This is a genomic window from Streptomyces bambusae (assembly GCF_020532645.1).
In the GTDB taxonomy this organism is placed as follows: Bacteria; Actinomycetota; Actinomycetes; order Streptomycetales; family Streptomycetaceae; genus Streptomyces; species Streptomyces bambusae.
This window is the reverse complement of record NZ_JAJAUZ010000051.1, coordinates 35991-54702: the sequence shown is the minus strand read 5'-3', so window position 1 is coordinate 54702 and position 18712 is coordinate 35991. Positions and strand designations below refer to the sequence as shown.

Genomic DNA, 18712 nt, shown 5'->3' with positions numbered 1-18712 from the left:
TGCACCGGGTTACGGTGCAGGGCTTTTCTGCGTTCAGGGCACAGATGTTCTCCTGTAGGGTCAGAGGGTCGTTCGCACGTTTCAACAGTGGAGGCCCCCGGGTGGAGGTCCAGGAGACTCGGGTCCAGACGGACCGAATCCTCACCATCCCGAACATCCTGAGCATGGCTCGCCTGGTTGGCGTACCCCTGTTCCTCTGGCTCATCCTGCGGCCGGTGTTCGGCGGGCCCAACAGTGACGGCTGGGCGCTGCTCGTGCTCATGCTCAGCGGCATCAGCGACTACCTCGACGGCAAGCTGGCCCGGCGCTGGAACCAGATCAGCAGCCTCGGCCGACTGCTGGATCCGGCCGCCGACCGGCTGTACATCGTCTCCACGCTCATCGGACTGACCTGGCGGGAAATCCTCCCGCTGTGGCTCACCGCCGCCCTGTTCGCCCGGGAACTGATGCTCCTGGTGATGGTGGGGATCCTGCGCCGGCACGGCTATCCGCCGCCGCAGGTGAACTTCCTGGGCAAGGCCGCGACCTTCAACCTGATGTACGCGTTCCCGCTGCTCCTTCTCAGTGATCAAGACGGCTGGCTCGGCTGGCTTGCGTCTGTTTTCGGATGGGCGTTCGCTGGATGGGGTACAACCCTCTATTGGTGGGCAGGGATCCTGTACGTGGTGCAGGTCCGCCGACTCGTAAAGGCGGATACCGCGGCCGATTGAGCTCGCCGCAATGTCGCGGGGGAGCGGCGGGGGGTCCGTGTCCGGCGGGTGACATCGGCTGGACCGTCGTCTCTTCAAGGAGGATCCTTCCGACATGAAGGCCGTCGTGATGGCCGGAGGCGAGGGCACCCGCCTTCGCCCCATGACCTCGAGCATGCCCAAGCCGCTCCTGCCGGTGGCCAACCGGCCGATCATGGAGCACGTGCTCAGGCTGCTCAAGCGGCACGGGCTCACCGAGACCGTCGTCACCGTCCAGTTCCTGGCCTCCCTGGTCAAGAACTACTTCGGTGACGGCGAAGAACTCGGCATGGAGCTCACCTACGCCAACGAGGAAAAGCCACTCGGGACCGCTGGCAGCGTGAAAAACGCCGAGGAGGCCCTCAAGGACGACGCGTTCCTGGTGATCTCCGGCGATGCGCTGACCGACTTCGACCTGAGCGATCTCATCGCCTTCCACAAGGCGAAGGGTGCGCTCGTCACGGTCTGCCTCACCCGGGTCCCCAACCCGCTCGAATTCGGCATCACCATCGTTGACGAGGAAGGCCAGGTCGAACGCTTCCTCGAGAAGCCGACCTGGGGCCAGGTGTTCTCCGACACCGTCAACACCGGCATCTACGTGATGGAGCCCGAGGTCTTCGACTACGTCGACCCGGACGTGCCGGTCGACTGGTCCGGAGACGTGTTCCCGCAGCTCATGAAGGAAGGCCGGCCCATCTACGGGTACGTGGCCGAGGGCTACTGGGAGGACGTGGGCACCCACGAGAGCTACGTGAAGGCCCAGGCCGACGTCCTCGAGGGCAAGGTCCAGGTCGAGATGGACGGCTTCGAGATCTCTCCCGGGGTCTGGATCGCCGAAGGCGCCGAGGTGCACCCCGACGCCGTGCTCCGCGGGCCGCTGTACATCGGCGACTACGCCAAGGTCGAAGCCGGGGCGGAGGTGCGCGAACACACCGTCGTCGGGTCCAACGTCGTCGTCAAGAGCGGCGCCTTCCTTCACCGGGCCGTCGTCCACGACAACGTGTACATCGGGCCGCACAGCAACCTCCGCGGCTGCGTCATCGGCAAGAACACCGACATCATGCGGGCCGCCCGGATCGAGGACGGGGCCGTCATCGGCGACGAGTGCCTGGTCGGTGAAGAATCGATCGTCCAGGGCAACGTCCGGGTCTACCCCTTCAAGACGATCGAGGCCGGCGCGTTCGTCAACACCTCCGTCATCTGGGAGTCCCGCGGCCAGGCGCACCTGTTCGGCGCGCGCGGGGTCTCCGGGATCCTCAACGTGGAGATCACCCCGGAGCTCGCCGTCCGGCTGGCAGGCGCCTACGCCACCACCCTCAAGAAGGGCGCCACCGTCACCACTGCGCGTGACCACTCGCGCGGTGCGCGTGCACTCAAACGGGCGGTGATCTCCGCGCTCCAGGCCAGTGCGATCGACGTGCGCGACCTGGAGAACGTACCGCTGCCGGTGGCCCGCCAGCAGACCGCGCGGGGCAGCGCCGGCGGGATCATGCTGCGGACCTCTCCCGGAGTCCCGGACTCCGTCGACATCATGTTCTTCGACGCGACCGGAGCCGACCTGTCCCAGGCCGGCCAGCGGAAGCTGGACCGCGTGTACGCGCGCCAGGAGTACCGGCGGGCCTTCCCCGGCGAGATCGGCGACCTGCAGTTCCCCTCCAGCGTCTTCGACTCGTACACCGGGTCGCTGCTGCGGCGGGTCAACACCAGCGGGATCGCGGACTCCCAGCTCAAGGTCGTGGTGGACGCCTCCAACGGCAGCGCCGGCCTGGTGCTGCCCAGCCTGCTGGGGCGGCTCGGGGTCGACGCCCTGACCATCAACCCGGGACTCGACGAATCCCGGCCCACCGAGACCGCGGAATCCCGCCGCGCCGGGCTGGTCCGGCTCGGCGAGATCGTGGCCTCCGCCCGGGCCGCGTTCGGCGTCCGCTTCGACCCCGTCGGCGAACGGATCTCACTCGTCGACGAACGCGGACGGATCATCGAGGACGACCGGGCGCTGCTGGTGCTCCTCGACCTCGTCGCCGCCGAGCGCCGCAGCGGCAAGGTCGCGCTGCCCGTGACCACGACCCGGATCGCCGAGCAGGTCGCCGCGTACCACGGCACCCAGGTGGAGTGGACGACCACCTCGCCCGACGACCTCACCCGGGTCGGCGCCGCCGACTCGACGATCTTCGGTGGCGACGGCCGCGGCGGATTCATCATCCCCGAGTTCAGCAGCGTCTTCGACGGGGCCGCGGCGTTCGTCCGGCTGATCGGTGTGGTCGCGCGGACCCAGCTCACCCTGAGCCAGATCGACGCCCGGATACCGCGGGCCCACGTGCTCAAGCGCGATCTCGCGACCCCGTGGGCCGTCAAGGGCCTCGTGATGCGCCGGGTGGTCGAGGCGGCCGGAGCACGGCACGTGGACACCACCGACGGGGTGCGGGTGGTGGAGGCTGACGGCCGGTGGGCGCTGGTGCTGCCCGACCCGGCGGAAGCCGTCACCCACCTGTGGGCCGAGGGCCCCGACGGCGCCTCCGCCCAGGCACTGCTCGACGAGTGGTCGACCGTCGTGGACGGCGCCGGACGCTGAACCCGGCCCGGGGTCCGCGGGAGGAATCCCGTGGGCCCCGGGCCCATTCGTTGCCCGCGCACCCGACATGCGACGATGTGCCGCATGTCGCAGCCGTCCCCCCACCGGACCCCGGCGGCGCCGCCGGCACGCCCGGACGCGTCCATGTCGCTGCTGACGCACGTGATGGACCACAGCCTCGACGAGGGATACGCCGAGGCCGCGGCCCGCCGCGCGGCAGCCGGAGACGCCGGGCTGCCCCGGACCCTCAAGGCGAAGCTCGCGCTGGCCGGCGGCCTGGTGCTCGCCGCGATGGTGGTGACCCTCGGGGCAGCGCAGGCGCGCATAGAGGCCCCGGTGCTGGCCAAGGAGCGCGAGGAACTGATCGACCGGGTGGAACGGGCCGGAGCCGCGGCCGACACCCTGGAGGAGGAAATCGAGCGGCTGCGCACCGACGTCGCCGACCGGCAGCGCGAAGCCCTCAAACAGCACGGCGGCGACCAGGGCGAACTCGTCGCGCTGCTCTCCGGAGCCACCGAAGTGCGCGGCCCGGGCGTCAGACTCGTCGTGAACGACGCCAAGGAGGCCGACACCGGCGGCGGCGGACCGCGCGAAAGCTCCGGGTTCTCCGACACCGGGCGGGTCCGCGACCGCGACATGCAGCGCATCGTCAACGGACTGTGGCAGGCCGGGGCGGAAGCCGTCTCGATCAACGGCCAGCGCCTCACCTCGCTGTCGGCCATCAGAGCCGCGGGTGACGCCATACTGGTCGACAACAAGCCGCTGGTGCCGCCGTACGAGGTGCTGGCGGTGGGGGCGAAGAACCGGCTCGGCACCGAGTTCCAGGACAGCGTGGACGGCCAGTACCTCCACGTGCTGCAGGAGAACTACGGGATCCGCTACAGCATCTCCGCCGAGGACGACGTCCGGCTGCCCGCCGCGTCGAGCCTGATCGTTCGTACAGCAGAGCCGAAGAAGGGTGCATCGTGATCGCGGTACTGGGCCTGGTGGTCGGAGTGGTGGTCGGACTACTGGTGCGGCCCGAGGTGCCGGCCGTGGTCGAGCCCTACCTGCCGATCGCCGTGGTGGCGGCTCTCGACGCCGTCTTCGGAGGCCTGCGCGCCATGCTCGACGGGATCTTCGTCGACAAGGTCTTCGTCGTGTCGTTCCTGTCGAACGTCGTGGTGGCCGCGCTCATCGTGTTCCTCGGCGACAAGCTCGGCGTCGGCGCCCAGCTCTCCACCGGTGTGGTCGTCGTCCTCGGCATCCGCATCTTCTCCAACGCCGCGGCCATCCGCCGGCACGTGTTCAGGGCGTGAGGCCGATGAGCGACGAGAACACCCCGCAGGAGCCCCCGGCGCCCCGGCCGGCCGACGCCGGGGCCCCCGGGCCGCAGCCAGGGCCGACGGCCCCCGCCATGACCGGCCGGCAGCGGCTGGCCGCCGGCCTGTGGCCGCCGCGCGTCACCCGGGCCCAACTGATCGTCGCGCTGCTGCTGTTCGTCCTGGGCCTCGGCCTGGCCATCCAGGTCCGCTCCAACAGCGACAGCAGCGCCCTGCGCGGCGCCCGCCAGGAGGACCTGGTACGCATCCTCGACGAGCTCGACGGCCGCACCGAGCGGCTGGAGGACGAGAAGCAGCGCCTGGAGGACCAGCGCAAGGAGCTGGAGAACAGCTCCGACCAGGCCGAGGAGGCGCGCAAGCAGACCGTCGAGAAGGAGCGCCAACTCGGCATCCTGGCGGGTACGGTGGCGGCCGAAGGCCCCGGCATCACGCTGACGGTCTCCGACCCCAAGCACCTCGTCGAGTCGGACATGCTGCTGGACGCGATCCAGGAGCTGCGGGCCGCGGGCGCCGAGGCGATCCAGGTCAACGGGGTCCGTGTGGTTGCCGGAACGTACTTCTCCGACGAGGACGGGGGCGTGGGCGTGGACGGCAAGAAGATCACACAGCCGTACGAGTTCAAGGTCATCGGCAGGCCCCAGGACCTCGAACCTGCGCTGAACATCCCCGGCGGCGTCATCCAGACGCTGGAGAAGGAGCAGGCCACCGCGGAGGTCGTACGCTCGACGAAGATCGTCGTCGACGCCTTGCGGGCGGCGAAGCAGCCTGACTACGCTCGGTCGTCCTCGTCATGACGCGGAGCAGTGACGGGAGGGCCTCACGCGCGCGGCTGCTTGCGGGGGGTCGGCGCACCGAACGAGCGGTGCGTGGTGGAAACTGTCTGGTGGTTACGGACGTTGTGAGAATGTCCGGGTCGGCAGGTGTGTGCATTCAGGGTTCGTCCTGCCCCACGGGCGGGTCTGTTTCGGTCAAGGGGAATCGCCCGTGAAGTTGTTTGAGAAGTTGTTCGGCAAGAAGGCCCGCGAGGACAGCGCGGCCAAGCACCGTGCCTCGCGGCACGCAGAGGAAGAAGCGCAGGGCGGACGCCCGCTGTTCCGCGACGAAGTGGCGGGTGACAACACGGGCGCACAGGGCGCGTCGTCTGTTGACCCTGCCGCGTCCGGCCGCATAGGTTTCGGAGAACCATCAACCTCAGGTACGGGTGGAGGGTTTTCCGCCGACCCGTATGCAACCAATGCCTCCGCGGGGCAGCCGCGGCGCGAGGAGCCGTCCATGTCGGCCGTGCAGGTGTGCAGCAGGTGCGGGCACCGCAATGGCGCGGACAGCCGCTTCTGCTCCCACTGCGGGGCACCGCTGCGGCCGGGTCTGACGCCGGAGCGCGCCTCGGAGACCACGTCGACGATCTCGATCTCCGGCCTGGAGGCCTACGAGGCCGAGATGACGGGGCAGCACGCCCTGCCGTCGCTCTCGCCGGAGGCGCAGGCCGCGGTGGAGGCACTGCCTCCGGGCTCGGCCCTCCTCGTCGTCCGCCGCGGTCCGAACTCGGGCAGCCGCTTCCTCCTGGACGGTGAGCTGACCACGGCCGGCCGGCACCCGCAGAGCGACATCTTCCTGGACGACGTCACCGTCTCCCGGCGGCACGTCGAGTTCCGCAGGAGCCAGGACGGCGGTTTCACCGTCGCCGACGTCGGCAGCCTCAACGGCACCTACGTCAACCGCGAGCCGATCGAGTCGGTCGCGCTCAACAGCGGTGACGAGGTGCAGATCGGCAAGTACCGACTGGTCTTCTATGCGAGCCAGCGAGGCATCTGACCCTCCCCCGGACCGGGTCCGGGGGCATCCCTGGGAAGGTCCATGCTGCTGACACCGACGGGCGGTGCCGGAAACGGCACCGCCGGCTCGGCCGGGCGGCTGATGAGCATCGGCACGGTGCTCAACCAGCTGCGCGACGAGTTCCCCGAAGTCACCATCTCCAAGATCCGGTTCCTCGAGGCCGAAGGGCTGGTCGAGCCCCGCCGCACGCCCTCGGGATACCGCAAGTTCACCGCGCAGGACGTCGAGCGGCTCGCCCGCATCCTGCGCCTCCAGCGCGACCACTACCTGCCGCTGAAGGTCATCCGGGAGCACCTGGACGCCCTCGCACGCGGCGAGCAGGCGCGCATCCCGTCGCCCTCCCCGCAGGGCGACGCGACCCCCGTACCCGACGGTCCTGCCGACCCCGAGCGGCCCACCGTCGCCAGGGTAGGGCGGTCCGAGCTGCTCGCAGCCGCCGAGGTGGACGCGGCGCAGCTCGCCGAGTGGGAGGAGTACGGGCTGATCGCCGAGACGGAAGGCGGCGGCTACGACGCCGAGGCCGTCACCGTGGCCCGGCTGCTCTGCGACCTCGGCCGGTTCGGGCTCGAACCGAGGCACCTGCGGGCCATGAAGGCGGCCGCCGACCGCGAAGCCGGGCTGGTGGAGCAGGTGGTGGCACCGCTGCGGCGGCACCGCAACCCGCAGACCCGGGCGCATGCCGAAGCCACCCTCAAGGAGCTCGCCGGGCTCTCCGTACGCCTGCACGAAGCGCTGGTCCAGACCGCCCTCGGAGTACGGATCCGCTGACGGCGGAGAACCCCGACTACCCAAACCGGCCGGGCAGGTCCTAGGGTTGCTGTGTGAACGAGCTCGACGTTGTGGGTGTCCGGGTGGAAATGCCCTCCAACCAACCGATCGTGCTCCTGCGCGAAGTGGGAGGCGATCGCTACCTCCCCATCTGGATCGGTCCTGGAGAGGCGACCGCGATCGCCTTCGCCCAGCAGGGCATGGCCCCTGCCAGGCCGCTGACCCATGACCTCTTCAAGGACGTGCTGGAGGCGGTGGGCGAGGAGCTCACCGAGGTGCGCATCACGGACCTGCGGGAGGGCGTCTTCTACGCGGAGCTCGTCTTCGCCAGCGGCGTGGAGGTCAGCGCCCGGCCGTCGGACGCGATAGCACTGGCCCTGCGCACGGGTACGCCGATCTACGGCAGCGACGGCGTGCTGGACGACGCCGGCATTGCGATTCCCGACGAGCAGGAGGACGAAGTGGAGAAGTTCCGCGAGTTCCTCGACCAGATCTCGCCCGAGGACTTCGGCACCGGCAGCCAGTGAGGACCGGCCGCGTCCCCGCTTTCCCTCAAGGAATGCTCAAGTCATTCGAGTAGCCTTTCCCCACGGAGGGGAACGGGAAACCACTCTCAGGGTGATTATCACTCGGCGTGCCGAGTGTGGCGATCGTTGACGCACCCCTGGTGACTGCCTACCGTCGAGATGGCAGGTCAAGGACGGAGGGTCGGCGTGAGAATCAGCGGCGACGGTACGACCGGGGGCATCCCCGCACGCAGTCCGGGGGAGAGCGGTCCGTATCCGCTGCACGGCACGGCGGTCGGCGCGGGGCGCCGCCAGCCGGAGCCGGCGGCCGCCCCTACCGGAGCTCCGCACGTGGTCAACGCCGACCCGGCGTCCGCGTCGATCGGCTACCGCGGGCCGACGGCCTGCGCCGCCGCCGGCATCACGTACCGGCAGCTGGACTACTGGGCCCGCACCGGGCTGGTCGAGCCCAGCGTCCGGCCCGCGTACGGCTCGGGGACCCAGCGCCTCTACAGCTTCCACGACGTGGTCGTTCTCAAGATCGTGAAGCGGTTCCTGGACACCGGCGTCGCGCTGCAGAACATCCGGACCGCGGTCCAGCACCTGCGCGACCGCGGCTTCGCCGACCTGGAGCGCATGACGCTGATGAGCGACGGCGCCACCGTGTACGAGTGCACCTCGCCGGACGAGGTCGTCGACCTGCTCCAGGGCGGCCAGGGCGTCTTCGGCATCGCGGTCGGAGTGGTCCGGCGCGATGTGGAGAACGCGCTGTCGCAGCTGCACGGCGAGCGGATCGACACCGGCGAGACGCTGATCGGCCACAACCCGGCGGACGAGCTGGCCCGGCGGCGCAACCGCGCGGTCTGACCGGGGCGCCCGGCCCGGCGCGGGGTGCCGGACGGGCGCGCTGTCAGTGGCGTAGGGCAGCATCGGAGATGTGAGAGCCGCGCCGACGATCCTGCATCTCGACATGGATGCGTTCTTCGCCGCCGTCGAACAGGCGGCGAAGCCCAGCCTGCGCGGAAAGCCCGTGATCGTCGGCGGGCTCGGGCCGCGCGGCGTGGTCGCCACCGCCTCGTACGAGGCCCGGCGCTTCGGCGTGCACTCGGCGATGCCGATGGCGCAGGCCCGGCGGCTGTGCCCGAACGGCGCGTACCTCGTGCCCCGCTTCCACCTGTACCGGGCGGTCAGCGAGCAGGTGATGGCGCTGCTGCAGGCACTGTCACCGCTGGTGGAGCCGCTGAGCCTGGACGAGGCGTTCGTCGACCTGGAGGCCGGCGGGGCCGCGGACGGGACGGAGGCGGCCCGGGCGGTCGCGCTCCGGCTGCGGGCCGACATCCGGGCGGCCACCGGGCTGAGCGGGTCGGTCGGGCTGGCCGGCTCCAAGATGCTCGCCAAGATCGCCTCCGAGGAGGCCAAGCCCGACGGGCTCGTCGTCATCGCGCCGGGCACCGAGCGGGACCTGCTCGCCCCGATGACCGTGCGGACCCTGCCCGGGGTCGGGCCGGCCACCGGGGAGCACCTGCGGCGGGCCGGGATGACCACCGTGGGCGATCTGGCCGAGGCAGGCGAGGACGAGCTCGTACGGCTGCTGGGGCGCGCCCACGGGGTGGCCCTGCACCGGATGGCGCTCGGGCTGGACGAGCGGCCGGTGGTGGCCGAGCGGGACGCGAAGTCGGTCTCCGTGGAGGACACCTTCGACGTGGACCTGCACGACCGGGTGCGGATCCGGACCGAGGTGCAGCGGCTCGCCGAACGGTGCGTCGGACGGCTGCGGGCCTCCGGGCACTCCGGCCGGACCATCGTGCTCAAGGTGCGGCGGTACGACTTCTCCACCCTGACCCGCTCCGAAACCCTGCGGGGTCCCACCGACGACCCGGGCGTGGTCCGGGAGGCGGCGGCCCGGCTGCTGGACGCCGTGGACACCACCGGCGGGGTGCGGCTGCTGGGCGTCGGTGTGTCGGGGCTCGCCGACTACACGCAGGAGGACCTGTTCGCGCAGGCGGCGGCGGAGGAAGCGGCCGGGGAGGCCGCGGACGGCGCCGCGGCCTCCGGAAGCACCCCGGCCGCCGAACCGGCGGAGGCGGCCGCGGACGCTCCGCCGGCCGGGCGCCGCTGGGCGGCCGGGAGTGATGTCCGCCACGCCGTGTACGGGGCGGGCTGGGTGCAGGGCAGCGGGGTGGGCCGGGTGACCGTGCGGTTCGAGGAGCCCGGCAGCCCGGCTCCGGGCCGGGTGCGCACCTTCCCGGTGGACGATCCCGACCTGGAGCCGGCGGAGCCGCTGCCGCTGGTGGGTCAGGCCTCGTCGGTGCTCAGCCGGCCGAAGTCGCGGTCCGGGGGCGGGGCGGCGATGTCACCGGGCAGGGCCACATCGAGCCCGTAGTGGTGGTAGAGCTGCAGCTCCTGTTCCGGGGAGAGGTGGCGGCCGACGCCGAAATCGGGGGCGTCCTTGATGAGGGCCCGTTCGTAGGGGATCCGCAGGGTGTCCCCGACCAGCTCGCTGGGCTCCAGGGGGACGAAGGCGTCCCGGCCGAAGAGGCCGGTGCGGACCGCCGCCCACTCCGGGGTGCCGGTCGCGTCGTCCAGGTACACCTCGTCGATCGTGCCGATCTTGGTGCCGTTGCGGTCGAACGCCTTGCGGCCGATCAGGCTGCGCGGATCGATGTCGGTCTGCACGGTCCCTCCATTTGGTCGCAACTCCTCCGTGATGTCTACGAAAGTGCATATTCGGAGAGGGGGCCACTCGAGGGAGTTCCCAGCAGCCTCGCTGGTAGTCTGGTTTCCGGCTGATGACCCTGTGCGGGAGAGTCCGTCGAGCGAGCTCCTCCAGAGCCCCTCGTCGGCGCCGAAGGAGCAAATCCTCCCCGGAATCTCTCAGGCAGACGTACCGCACGGACGAGGCCACTCTGGAAAGCAGGGGCGGGCGTCGGACCGGTGTGCCGGAACCCCTCCTCACCGACGGTGAAAGCCGGGACTCCACGGGCAACCCCCAGGAGACCCGGTGAAGCTCTCAGGTTGAGATGACAGAGGGGGAGGCCGTCCGGGTGCCCGCGCCGTGGCACCCCTCGTAGGTCGCGAGACCAGGAGGCCTCCGCAATGACCGCCCACCGCATTCCGCTCGACCAGCTTGAGAGTGGCATCCCCTTCGAACAGCGCCACATCGGCCCGGATGCCGAGGCGCAGGCGAAGATGCTCGCCCAGGTCGGCTACGGCTCCCTGGACGAACTGACCGCCGCCGCGGTTCCGGACGTGATCAAGAGCGCCGAGGCCCTGGGCCTCCCCGCCGCCCGTACCGAGGCCGAGGTCCTCGCCGAGCTGCGCGCGCTCGCGTCGCGCAACAAGGTCATGAGCTCCATGATCGGCCTGGGCTACTACGGCACCTTCACCCCGCCGGTGATCCTGCGCAACGTCATGGAGAACCCGGCCTGGTACACCGCGTACACGCCGTACCAGCCGGAGATCTCGCAGGGCCGCCTGGAGGCGCTCCTCAACTTCCAGACCGTCGTCGCCGACCTCACCGGCCTGCCCACCTCCGGCGCCTCGCTGCTGGACGAGGGCACCGCGGCCGCGGAGGCCATGACGCTGGCCCGCCGGGTCGGCAAGGTCAAGGGCGGGGTCTTCCTCGTCGACGCCGACGCGCTGCCGCAGACCATCGCGGTCATCGAGACCCGCGCCGAGCCCACGGGGGTCGAGGTCGTCGTCGCCGACCTGTCCGAGGGCATCCCGGCCGAGGTCGCCGAGCGCGGCGTCTTCGGCGTGCTGATCCAGTACCCGGGTGCCTCCGGTGCGGTCCGCGACATCAAGCCGCTGATCGACCGCGCGCACGAGCTGGGCGCGGTCGTCACCGTCGCCGCCGACCTGCTCGCGCTCACCCTGCTCACCTCTCCGGGCGAGCTGGGCGCCGACATCGCCGTCGGCACCACCCAGCGCTTCGGTGTCCCGATGGGCTTCGGCGGTCCGCACGCCGGCTACATGGCCGTCCAGGACAAGCACGCCCGCTCGCTGCCGGGCCGCCTCGTGGGCGTCTCCGTCGACGCCGACGGCAACAAGGCGTACCGCCTGGCGCTGCAGACCCGTGAGCAGCACATCCGCCGTGAGAAGGCCACCAGCAACATCTGTACCGCGCAGGTGCTGCTCGCCGTCATGGCCGGCATGTACGCCGTCTACCACGGGCCCGAGGGCCTGAAGACGATCGCCCGCCGCACCCACCGCTACGCGGGCATCCTCGCCGCGGGCCTGACGGCCGGCGGGGTCGAGCTGGTCCACGACGTGTTCTTCGACACCCTGACCGCGCGCGTCCCCGGCCGGGCCGCCGAGGTCGTCGCCGCGGCCGCCGAGCGCGGGGTAAACCTGTACCGCGTCGACGCCGACCTCGTCTCCGCCTCGGTGGACGAGACCACCCTGCGGGCCGACATCGAGGCCGTCTGGGCCGCCTTCGGCGTGACCGCCGACATCGCGGCGCTCGACGAGACCGTCGCCGACGCCCTGCCGGCCGGCCTGCTGCGCTCCGACGAGTACCTGACCCACCCGGTCTTCCACCAGCACCGCTCCGAGACCGCGATGCTGCGCTACCTGCGCAAGCTCTCGGACCGCGACTACGCGCTGGACCGCGGCATGATCCCGCTGGGCTCCTGCACCATGAAGCTCAACGCGACCACCGAGATGGAGCCGGTCACCTGGCCCGAGTTCGGTCAGCTGCACCCCTTCGCCCCGGTCGAGCAGGCGCAGGGCTACGTCACGCTGATCACCGAGCTGGAGGAACGTCTCTCCGAGGTCACCGGCTACGACAAGGTCTCCATCCAGCCGAACGCCGGTTCGCAGGGCGAGCTGGCCGGTCTGCTGGCCGTCCGCGCCTACCACCGCGCCAACGGCGACACCCAGCGCACCATCTGCCTGATCCCGTCCTCGGCACACGGCACCAACGCCGCCAGCGCCGTGATGGCCGGCATGAAGGTCGTCGTCGTCAAGACCGCCGACGACGGCGAGGTGGACGCGGACGACCTGCGTGCCAAGATCGAGCAGTACCGCGACGAGCTCGCCGTGCTGATGATCACCTACCCGTCCACGCACGGTGTGTTCGAGGAGCACGTCGCGGACATCTGCGCCCAGGTGCACGACGCCGGCGGCCAGGTCTACGTCGACGGCGCCAACCTCAACGCCCTGGTCGGCCTCGCCAAGCCGGGTCACTTCGGCGGCGACGTCTCGCACCTGAACCTGCACAAGACGTTCTGCATCCCGCACGGCGGCGGCGGCCCGGGCGTCGGCCCGGTCGCGGTGCGCGCGCACCTCGCGCCGTACCTGCCGAACCACCCGCTGCAGCCCACCGCGGGCCCGGAGACCGGCGTGGGCCCGATCTCGGCCGCTCCCTGGGGCTCCGCGGGCATTCTGCCGATCTCCTGGTCGTACGTGCGCCTGATGGGCGGCGAGGGCCTCAAGCGCGCCACCCAGGTGGCCGTGCTCGGCGCCAACTACATCGCCAAGCGCCTGGAGCCGCACTTCCCGGTCCTCTACACCGGTCCGGGCGGCCTGGTCGCGCACGAGTGCATCATCGACCTGCGCCCGCTGTCGAAGGCGACCGGCGTCAGTGTGGACGACATCGCCAAGCGCCTGATCGACTACGGCTTCCACGCGCCGACGATGTCCTTCCCGGTGGCCGGCACGCTGATGATCGAGCCCACCGAGTCCGAGGACCTCATCGAGCTGGACCGGTTCTGCGACGCCATGATCGCGATCCGCGCCGAGATCGAGCGGGTCTCCTCCGGCGAATGGCCGGCGGACGACAACCCGCTGCACAACGCCCCGCACACCGCGGCGGCGCTGGGCGGCGAGTGGAACCACCCGTACACCCGCGACGAGGCCGTCTTCCCGGCCGGCGTGTCCGCCGCGGACAAGTACTGGCCGCCGGTGCGCCGCATCGACGGTGCCTTCGGCGACCGCAACCTGGTCTGCTCCTGCCCGCCCCTGGACGAGTACGACGCCTGACCGGTGACGCAGTGACGGCCGAGGGCCGGTACGGGAACCTTCCCGTACCGGCCCTCGGCCGTCGTGGGTGCCGGTGTCAGGCCGCCTTCATCACCTGCGAGGCCGCCAGCGGGCGGTGCGGGGCGATGATCTGGCCGTCCGGCAGCAGCTCACCGGTGTCCTCGAAGAGGAGGACGCCATTGCACAGCAGGCTCCAGCCCTGTTCCGGGTGGAGGGCCACCGGGTGGGCGGCCTCCCGGTCGGCGGAGTCGGCTGACGGGCAAGGTGGCTGGTGCTGGCACATGGATGCGTTCTTTCGCTGCGGTGTGGTGAGTGTGCTGCGGCTCGATGCGGTGTTCATGGCCGCCCCCCGTATCGTCATTCGGTCGGTCCGGCAACAGTGTTCCCCCACGGCGGTCGTTCCGCAGGGATTTCCCGGTAGCTGTCCTCACCGATTGATGACGCATCACTCGTGCGGGCGGTTCAGTCCAACTGCCCTGCCTTTTCGGGTGGTTCACGACTGGCCCGGGTGGACTAGTCCGAATGGCGTACGTGGTCAGGCGGGGGTGGCCAGGGCCGGCGGGGTGATCCGGTGGGTCAGCACCGGGAGCAGTTCCGAGACCGGATGCGGGCGGTAGGCGGCGATCCCCGGTGGTGCGGGCGCCAGGGGGACCAGCAGGTCGGCGGGGGCCGGCAGGCCGGCGGCCGGGTCGGCGCCGGTGGACCGGTGCAGCCACAGCGTCAGCATGTACAGCTCGGGCACCGACAGCAGCCGGGGCTGGTACGGCGTACCGATGGACTCGGCCTGCCGCAGGGCGCGTTCGGTGGCGGCCACGTACGGTCCTTCGAAGAAATGGGAGAAGACCCAGCCGTCCGCCGTGAGGCGGGTGTCCGCCGCGGCCACGAAGCGGTCGCCGCTGCGGATGAGGAACCGCCAGCCCGACAGCCGGGTGCGGGGCGGCCTGCCGCCCGCGGCCCGCGACAGGTTCAGCCGCTCCAGGACGTGGACGGGGAGCGGGAGTTCGGCGGACACCGGTCCCTGCAGGGCGCGCAGGGCGGGGGTGTGCGCCTCGTGGACGGCCAGGGGTGAACCGAGTGCCGCGAGAACGCTGCGCAGGGCAGGCGCGGGGGCCGGGGGGACATGCAGCGGCATGGTGGGTCGCCTCTCACTTGGGAGACCTGGGGAACGGGGAACAGCAGAGAGTGCGGACGACGCTGTCGCATTCTGGGGCCAGAGGGGGGCTGAGGGGCAGTGGCCGCGCGCCGACTCTGTACCTCGATTGCGAGTTTATACGACACGTGTTCACGCGATGTTTCGGCTAGCCGTCCCCGTCATTGCGGACAAGACGCATACCGGACCCACCGCGGTGGATTTCATGTCGGAGGGACGCGGGATTGCCGCGCTGAGCTCGGAGGTTACCTGAAGGGTGCTCGGCTGGAAAGCTCTGGTAATCAGGGTGCGGCACAGGCGGTGGGAATGTGCGGACCGGGCCATGCAAAGGGAATATGCCGTAGCGCCCCTTCGGCCAAACCGGCGCGCGCTCCCGGCGCGATCACTGCCCCGGGCGTTATCGATCACCGGCGCGGGGCATCATCGACCGTAACGCGACGGCCGGGGATCCAGGGGGCCGCCCAGTCGAGGAGGGACGCTTCGATGGGGGAGAAGGTCGTGGCAGGCGATTTCGACCTGTCCGATCGGCAACGGTATCGGAGGAAGCTCCACGAGTGTCTGGAGGGGCTGGGGCGCCTACTGGCGGAGAAGAGGTTCGATCGCCCGAAGAATCTGATGGGGCTGGAGATCGAACTGAATCTCGCGGGTTCCGACGGACTGCCGAGAATGATGAACGCGCAGGTGCTCGACCGTATTGCCAGCCCGGATTTCCAAACGGAACTCGGGATGTTCAATCTGGAGGTCAACATTGTTCCGCACCGGATCACGGGGCGGGTTTTCGACCAGCTCACCGAGGAACTGGAGGCAGGGCTGGGCTATGCCCACCGGCAGGCCGCGGAGATCGATGCGGGGGTGGTGATGATCGGCATTCTGCCGACCATCGCCCATGCCGATCTGGTGTCCGCGAACCTCTCGGACGTGGACCGGTACACGCTGCTGAACGACCAGATCGTGACCGCCCGCGGGGAGGACTTCACGCTCGACATCGAGGGCGTGGAGCGGCTGACCTGCACGACCACGTCGATCGTGCCCGAAGCCGCCTGTACGTCGGTGCAGTTGCACCTCCAGGTCACGCCCGGCCGGTTCCCGGCGGTGTGGAACGCGGCGCAGGCGGTGACGGCGGTGCAGATCGCGGTGGGCGCCAACTCGCCGTTCCTGTTCGGCCGCGAGCTGTGGCGCGAGTCGCGGCCGCCGCTGTTCACGCAGGCCACCGACACCCGGCCGCCCGAGCTGCAGGCCCAGGGGGTGCGGCCGCGCACCTGGTTCGGGGAGCGCTGGGTGGACTCCGCGTACGAGCTCTTCGAGGAGAACGTCCGCTACTTCCCGGCGCTGCTGCCGCTGTGCGACGAGGAGGAGCCGCTGCGGGTGCTCGACGAGGGCGGGGTGCCGCGGCTCCAGGAGCTGGTGCTGCACAACGGCACGGTGTACCGGTGGAACAGGCCCGTGTACGGGGTCGCGGACGGCGTGCCGCACCTGCGCGTCGAGAACCGGGTGCTGCCGGCAGGTCCCACGGTCGTCGACGTCGTCGCCAACGCCGCGTTCTACTACGGGCTGGTGCGGGCGCTGGCGGACGAGGCGCGGCCGGTGTGGACGCGGATGCCGTTCGCCGAGGCCGGCGCGAACTTCGACGCGGCCTGCCGGTACGGGATCGACGCCCGGCTGCGCTGGCCGCGGCGCGGGCGCGGCGGTGGTCTGGCGACGGTGCCGGCCGACCGGCTGGTGCTGGACGAGCTGCTGCCGATGGCGGCGGCCGGGCTCGATGCCTGGGGCATCGAGCCGGCCGACCGTGACCTGTACCTCGGGATCATCGAGGAGCGCTGCCGGCGCCGGGTGAACGGGGCGACCTGGCAGGTGGACGCCTTCCACCGGGCACGGGCGGCCGGGCTGTCCCGGGAGGCGGCGCTGGCCGCGCTGACCCGCCGGTACGCCGAGCTGATGCGCCGGGGCGAGCCGGTGCACACCTGGCCGGCCGGGGTGCCGGAGGTGGACCCGGCCGGGCCGGCGCCGGTCAGCCGCGGCCGACGGCGGTGATCGCCTTGAGGATGACGGTGTGGATCTGTGCGGGGTCGCTCACCCGGTAGGCGGCCCCGCCGGTGGCGCGGGCGATCGGCCCCAGCTCCGCGAGGTCGGCGCGGGGGCCGATGGCCAGGGCGATCAGCGGTACCGGGCGCTGCGGGTCGGCGAGTTCGCGGAGCCGGGCGACGACCGCGGCCCGGTCGGGTGAGCCGGGGTCCTCGTTGACGCCGTCGGTCACGACGACCACGGCGTTGAAGGTGCCGGGGACGTACGAGTCCCGGCCCGCGCGGTAGGCGGCGAGGACGGTGTCGTGCAGGCCGGTGCCGCCGTCCGGCACCGGCGCCAGTGCCTCGAAGGCGGCGGTCAGCCGCTGCCGGCGGGTGCTGCCGTCCTCGGCGGTCTCGCCCAGGGGTCGGGCGGGGACGAGTTCGCGGTGGTCGCGGTCGCCGTCGAGGCGGGTGGCGAAGGTCCACAGGCCGATCTCGTCCTGCGGGGTGAAGCCGGCGAGTCCTTGCAGCAGGGAGTCGCGGGTGATCTCCATCCGGGTGCGGCCGCGATGGCCGGGGACCTGTGTGCCCATGGAGCCGGAGGCGTCCACGACGGTGAGCAGCCGGGCGTTCTGCACGGTGATGGTCCACAGGGCGAGGATCTGCTGCACCTCCCGGCCGGTGGGCGGTTCGGCGAGCACGGCCGCGGCGTGGCGGGGGTCGCTGCCCCCGGCGGTCTTCACCACGCCGGCGGTGGGCGTGGCCCGCCGGTCGCGGAAGCCGTGCCGGGCCAGAGCCCGGCGGCCTTCCTCGTCACCGAGGAGCCGCAGCAGCCGCAGGGCGGCCCGGCTGTGGGTGAGGTCCAGCCGCCGCTCGTCGACCAGCGTGTACGGGTAGTCCAGTACGGGCGCCCCGTCGGCCGGGTAGTAGAGGTCGAGCGGGGTGGCGCCCGGGCGGGAGTGGTGCCGGAAGGCGGCCTGCTCGGAAAGGATCAGCGACTGGTTGCGGCGGGGGTCGGTCTGCTCGGCGTCCGACCCGTTGCGGGGCAGGGTGGCGAGCACCCGGGTGTCGGAGGCGGAGGTGCGCTGCGCGAGCTGTTTGGCGGCGCCGGCCACCACCGCGTCGCCGTCGGGGCCGAGCCGGCCGGCGGAGGCGGCGATCCGGCCGAGTGCCAGCAGGGTGCTCGCGCTGTGCAGCGGGTCGGCGGCGCCGGTCCGCAGCCGGGGGTCGCGCAGCCCGGCCGCGGCGAGTTCGGCCCAGGTGTGGGCCGTCCCGCTCCCGCCGAGGGCGCCGGCCGCCGCGGGGGCGGCCGCCAGGACCACCGGGGAGGCGGCGACCTCGCCCGATGCGGTGACGGTCACGGCGTCGGGGAGGAGGCGGGCGCGTTCCACCCAGATCCCGGAGTCGGGGATCCACACCTCGAAGTCCGGGTCGGCGGCGGCGGCCAGGCCCGCCGCTACCTCGTGCGAGGGGCGGGCGGTGACGCGCACGTCCAGGCAGCTGCCGTCGGTGAGGACGCGGTCCGCGCGGGCCCGGGCGGCGGTCTCCTCGACCAGCGGGGCCACGTCGGGGCTGGCCGCGACCCGCAGGCGGACGGTGCCGTCGGCGCACCTCCCGTCCAGGGCGGGCAGCAGCCCGGCGGCCGCGGCGGCGCCGGCCGCGCCGACGAGGGCCAGGGCCGTGGCGACGGCCAGCGTGCGGGGGCGCGGCCGGCGGCGGGCCGGGCCGGGAGCTGCGGGCAGGCGGTGTCGTCCCATGCTGGTTGCGCCCTCCGTGGACCGCGATGAGGAGACGGGCGGGCAGTATGGGGGAGGCGGGGCTCCGCCGGGCCGCTCGTGTGCGCGATCT

At 71.6% G+C, this 18712-nt stretch carries 16 protein-coding genes and 1 riboswitch; of the genes, 12 read left to right on the top strand and 4 right to left on the bottom strand.

Annotated features, from left to right (window positions below; translation table 11 throughout):
- The first annotated feature begins 101 nt into the window (after positions 1 to 101).
- The 10 genes from clsA to LG634_RS28285 all read left to right on the top strand — a co-directional run bounded on the left by clsA (position 102) and on the right by LG634_RS28285 (position 10112).
- A complete protein-coding gene (clsA, locus tag LG634_RS28330) occupies positions 102 to 710 on the top strand; it encodes a cardiolipin synthase ClsA (RefSeq protein WP_226737734.1) in 609 nt (202 codons plus the stop codon).
- A 94-nt stretch (positions 711 to 804) separates the two neighbouring features.
- Positions 805 to 3300 (top strand): mannose-1-phosphate guanyltransferase, encoded by a 2496-nt coding sequence (locus tag LG634_RS28325; protein ID WP_226737732.1) that lies wholly within the window; start codon positions 805 to 807, stop codon positions 3298 to 3300.
- Positions 3301 to 3375: 75 nt separating this feature from the next.
- Entirely contained in the window at positions 3376 to 4269 is an 894-nt protein-coding gene (locus tag LG634_RS28320; protein WP_226737730.1) for a DUF881 domain-containing protein, read from the top strand.
- On the top strand, positions 4266 to 4598 hold the full coding sequence (locus LG634_RS28315; protein WP_003970459.1) for a small basic family protein: 333 nt from the start codon (positions 4266 to 4268) through the stop codon (positions 4596 to 4598). Before LG634_RS28320 ends, LG634_RS28315 begins: the two co-directional genes overlap by 4 nt.
- A 5-nt stretch (positions 4599 to 4603) precedes the next feature.
- Positions 4604 to 5416 carry a DUF881 domain-containing protein gene (locus LG634_RS28310; protein WP_226737728.1) on the top strand — a complete coding sequence of 271 codons (813 nt, stop codon included), beginning with the start codon at positions 4604 to 4606 and terminating at the stop codon, positions 5414 to 5416.
- 82 nt (positions 5417 to 5498) lie between these two features.
- A complete protein-coding gene (locus tag LG634_RS28305; protein ID WP_226737736.1) occupies positions 5499 to 6434 on the top strand; it encodes an FHA domain-containing protein in 936 nt (311 codons plus the stop codon).
- 42 nt (positions 6435 to 6476) lie between these two features.
- The gene (gene ftsR, locus LG634_RS28300; protein WP_226737726.1) at positions 6477 to 7223 is read left to right on the top strand and encodes a transcriptional regulator FtsR; all 747 of its coding nucleotides are present in this window, start codon (positions 6477 to 6479) and stop codon (positions 7221 to 7223) included.
- A gap of 53 nt (positions 7224 to 7276) precedes the next feature.
- Positions 7277 to 7750, top strand: coding sequence for a bifunctional nuclease family protein (locus LG634_RS28295; RefSeq protein WP_226737724.1), 474 nt, complete (start codon positions 7277 to 7279; stop codon positions 7748 to 7750).
- Between the two features lie 186 nt (positions 7751 to 7936).
- Entirely contained in the window at positions 7937 to 8596 is a 660-nt protein-coding gene (locus LG634_RS28290) for a MerR family transcriptional regulator (protein WP_226737722.1), read from the top strand.
- 70 nt (positions 8597 to 8666) lie between these two features.
- Positions 8667 to 10112 carry a DNA polymerase IV gene (locus LG634_RS28285; RefSeq protein ID WP_226737720.1) on the top strand — a complete coding sequence of 482 codons (1446 nt, stop codon included), beginning with the start codon at positions 8667 to 8669 and terminating at the stop codon, positions 10110 to 10112.
- Here the strand turns inward: LG634_RS28285 and LG634_RS28280 are convergent.
- Positions 10025 to 10405, bottom strand: coding sequence for a PRC-barrel domain-containing protein (locus LG634_RS28280; protein ID WP_226737718.1), 381 nt, complete (start codon positions 10403 to 10405; stop codon positions 10025 to 10027). The two genes, LG634_RS28285 and LG634_RS28280, sit on opposite strands and share 88 nt — an antisense overlap.
- A gap of 114 nt (positions 10406 to 10519) precedes the next feature.
- A riboswitch (glycine riboswitch) is annotated at positions 10520 to 10629 on the top strand.
- Positions 10630 to 10825: 196 nt separating this feature from the next.
- Here LG634_RS28280 and gcvP point away from each other — a divergent pair.
- A complete protein-coding gene (gene gcvP / locus LG634_RS28275) occupies positions 10826 to 13711 on the top strand; it encodes an aminomethyl-transferring glycine dehydrogenase (protein ID WP_226737716.1) in 2886 nt (961 codons plus the stop codon).
- A 76-nt stretch (positions 13712 to 13787) separates the two neighbouring features.
- Here the strand turns inward: gcvP and LG634_RS28270 are convergent, their stop codons facing one another.
- Entirely contained in the window at positions 13788 to 13994 is a 207-nt protein-coding gene (locus LG634_RS28270) for a DUF5999 family protein (RefSeq protein ID WP_308072688.1), read from the bottom strand.
- Between the two features lie 252 nt (positions 13995 to 14246).
- The gene (locus tag LG634_RS28265; RefSeq protein WP_226737712.1) at positions 14247 to 14843 is read right to left on the bottom strand and encodes a hypothetical protein; all 597 of its coding nucleotides are present in this window, start codon (positions 14841 to 14843) and stop codon (positions 14247 to 14249) included.
- 501 nt (positions 14844 to 15344) lie between these two features.
- On the opposite strand from LG634_RS28265, the gene LG634_RS28260 reads away from it, so the two are divergent.
- On the top strand, positions 15345 to 16892 hold the full coding sequence (locus tag LG634_RS28260; RefSeq protein WP_226737710.1) for a glutamate-cysteine ligase family protein: 1548 nt from the start codon (positions 15345 to 15347) through the stop codon (positions 16890 to 16892).
- Here LG634_RS28260 and LG634_RS28255 read toward each other — a convergent pair.
- Positions 16870 to 18621 (bottom strand): substrate-binding domain-containing protein, encoded by a 1752-nt coding sequence (locus tag LG634_RS28255; RefSeq protein WP_226737708.1) that lies wholly within the window; start codon positions 18619 to 18621, stop codon positions 16870 to 16872. The genes LG634_RS28260 and LG634_RS28255 overlap by 23 nt on opposite strands.
- Between the last annotated feature and the right edge of the window lie 91 nt (positions 18622 to 18712).

What these genes read in the sequence shown, in the direction of transcription:
- LG634_RS28325 (WP_226737732.1), top strand. Translation starts at nt 805, where the DNA reads ATGAAGGCCGTCGTGATGGCCGGAGGCGAGGGCACCCGCCTTCGCCCC.
- LG634_RS28320 (WP_226737730.1), top strand. Translation starts at nt 3,376, where the DNA reads ATGTGCCGCATGTCGCAGCCGTCCCCCCACCGGACCCCGGCGGCGCCG.
- LG634_RS28310 (WP_226737728.1), top strand. Translation starts at nt 4,604, where the DNA reads ATGAGCGACGAGAACACCCCGCAGGAGCCCCCGGCGCCCCGGCCGGCC.
- ftsR (WP_226737726.1), top strand. Translation starts at nt 6,477, where the DNA reads ATGCTGCTGACACCGACGGGCGGTGCCGGAAACGGCACCGCCGGCTCG.
- gcvP (WP_226737716.1), top strand. Translation starts at nt 10,826, where the DNA reads ATGACCGCCCACCGCATTCCGCTCGACCAGCTTGAGAGTGGCATCCCC.
- LG634_RS28270 (WP_308072688.1), bottom strand. Translation starts at nt 13,994, where the DNA reads ATGTGCCAGCACCAGCCACCTTGCCCGTCAGCCGACTCCGCCGACCGG.
- LG634_RS28265 (WP_226737712.1), bottom strand. Translation starts at nt 14,843, where the DNA reads ATGCCGCTGCATGTCCCCCCGGCCCCCGCGCCTGCCCTGCGCAGCGTT.
- LG634_RS28260 (WP_226737710.1), top strand. Translation starts at nt 15,345, where the DNA reads ATGGGGGAGAAGGTCGTGGCAGGCGATTTCGACCTGTCCGATCGGCAA.
- LG634_RS28255 (WP_226737708.1), bottom strand. Translation starts at nt 18,621, where the DNA reads ATGGGACGACACCGCCTGCCCGCAGCTCCCGGCCCGGCCCGCCGCCGG.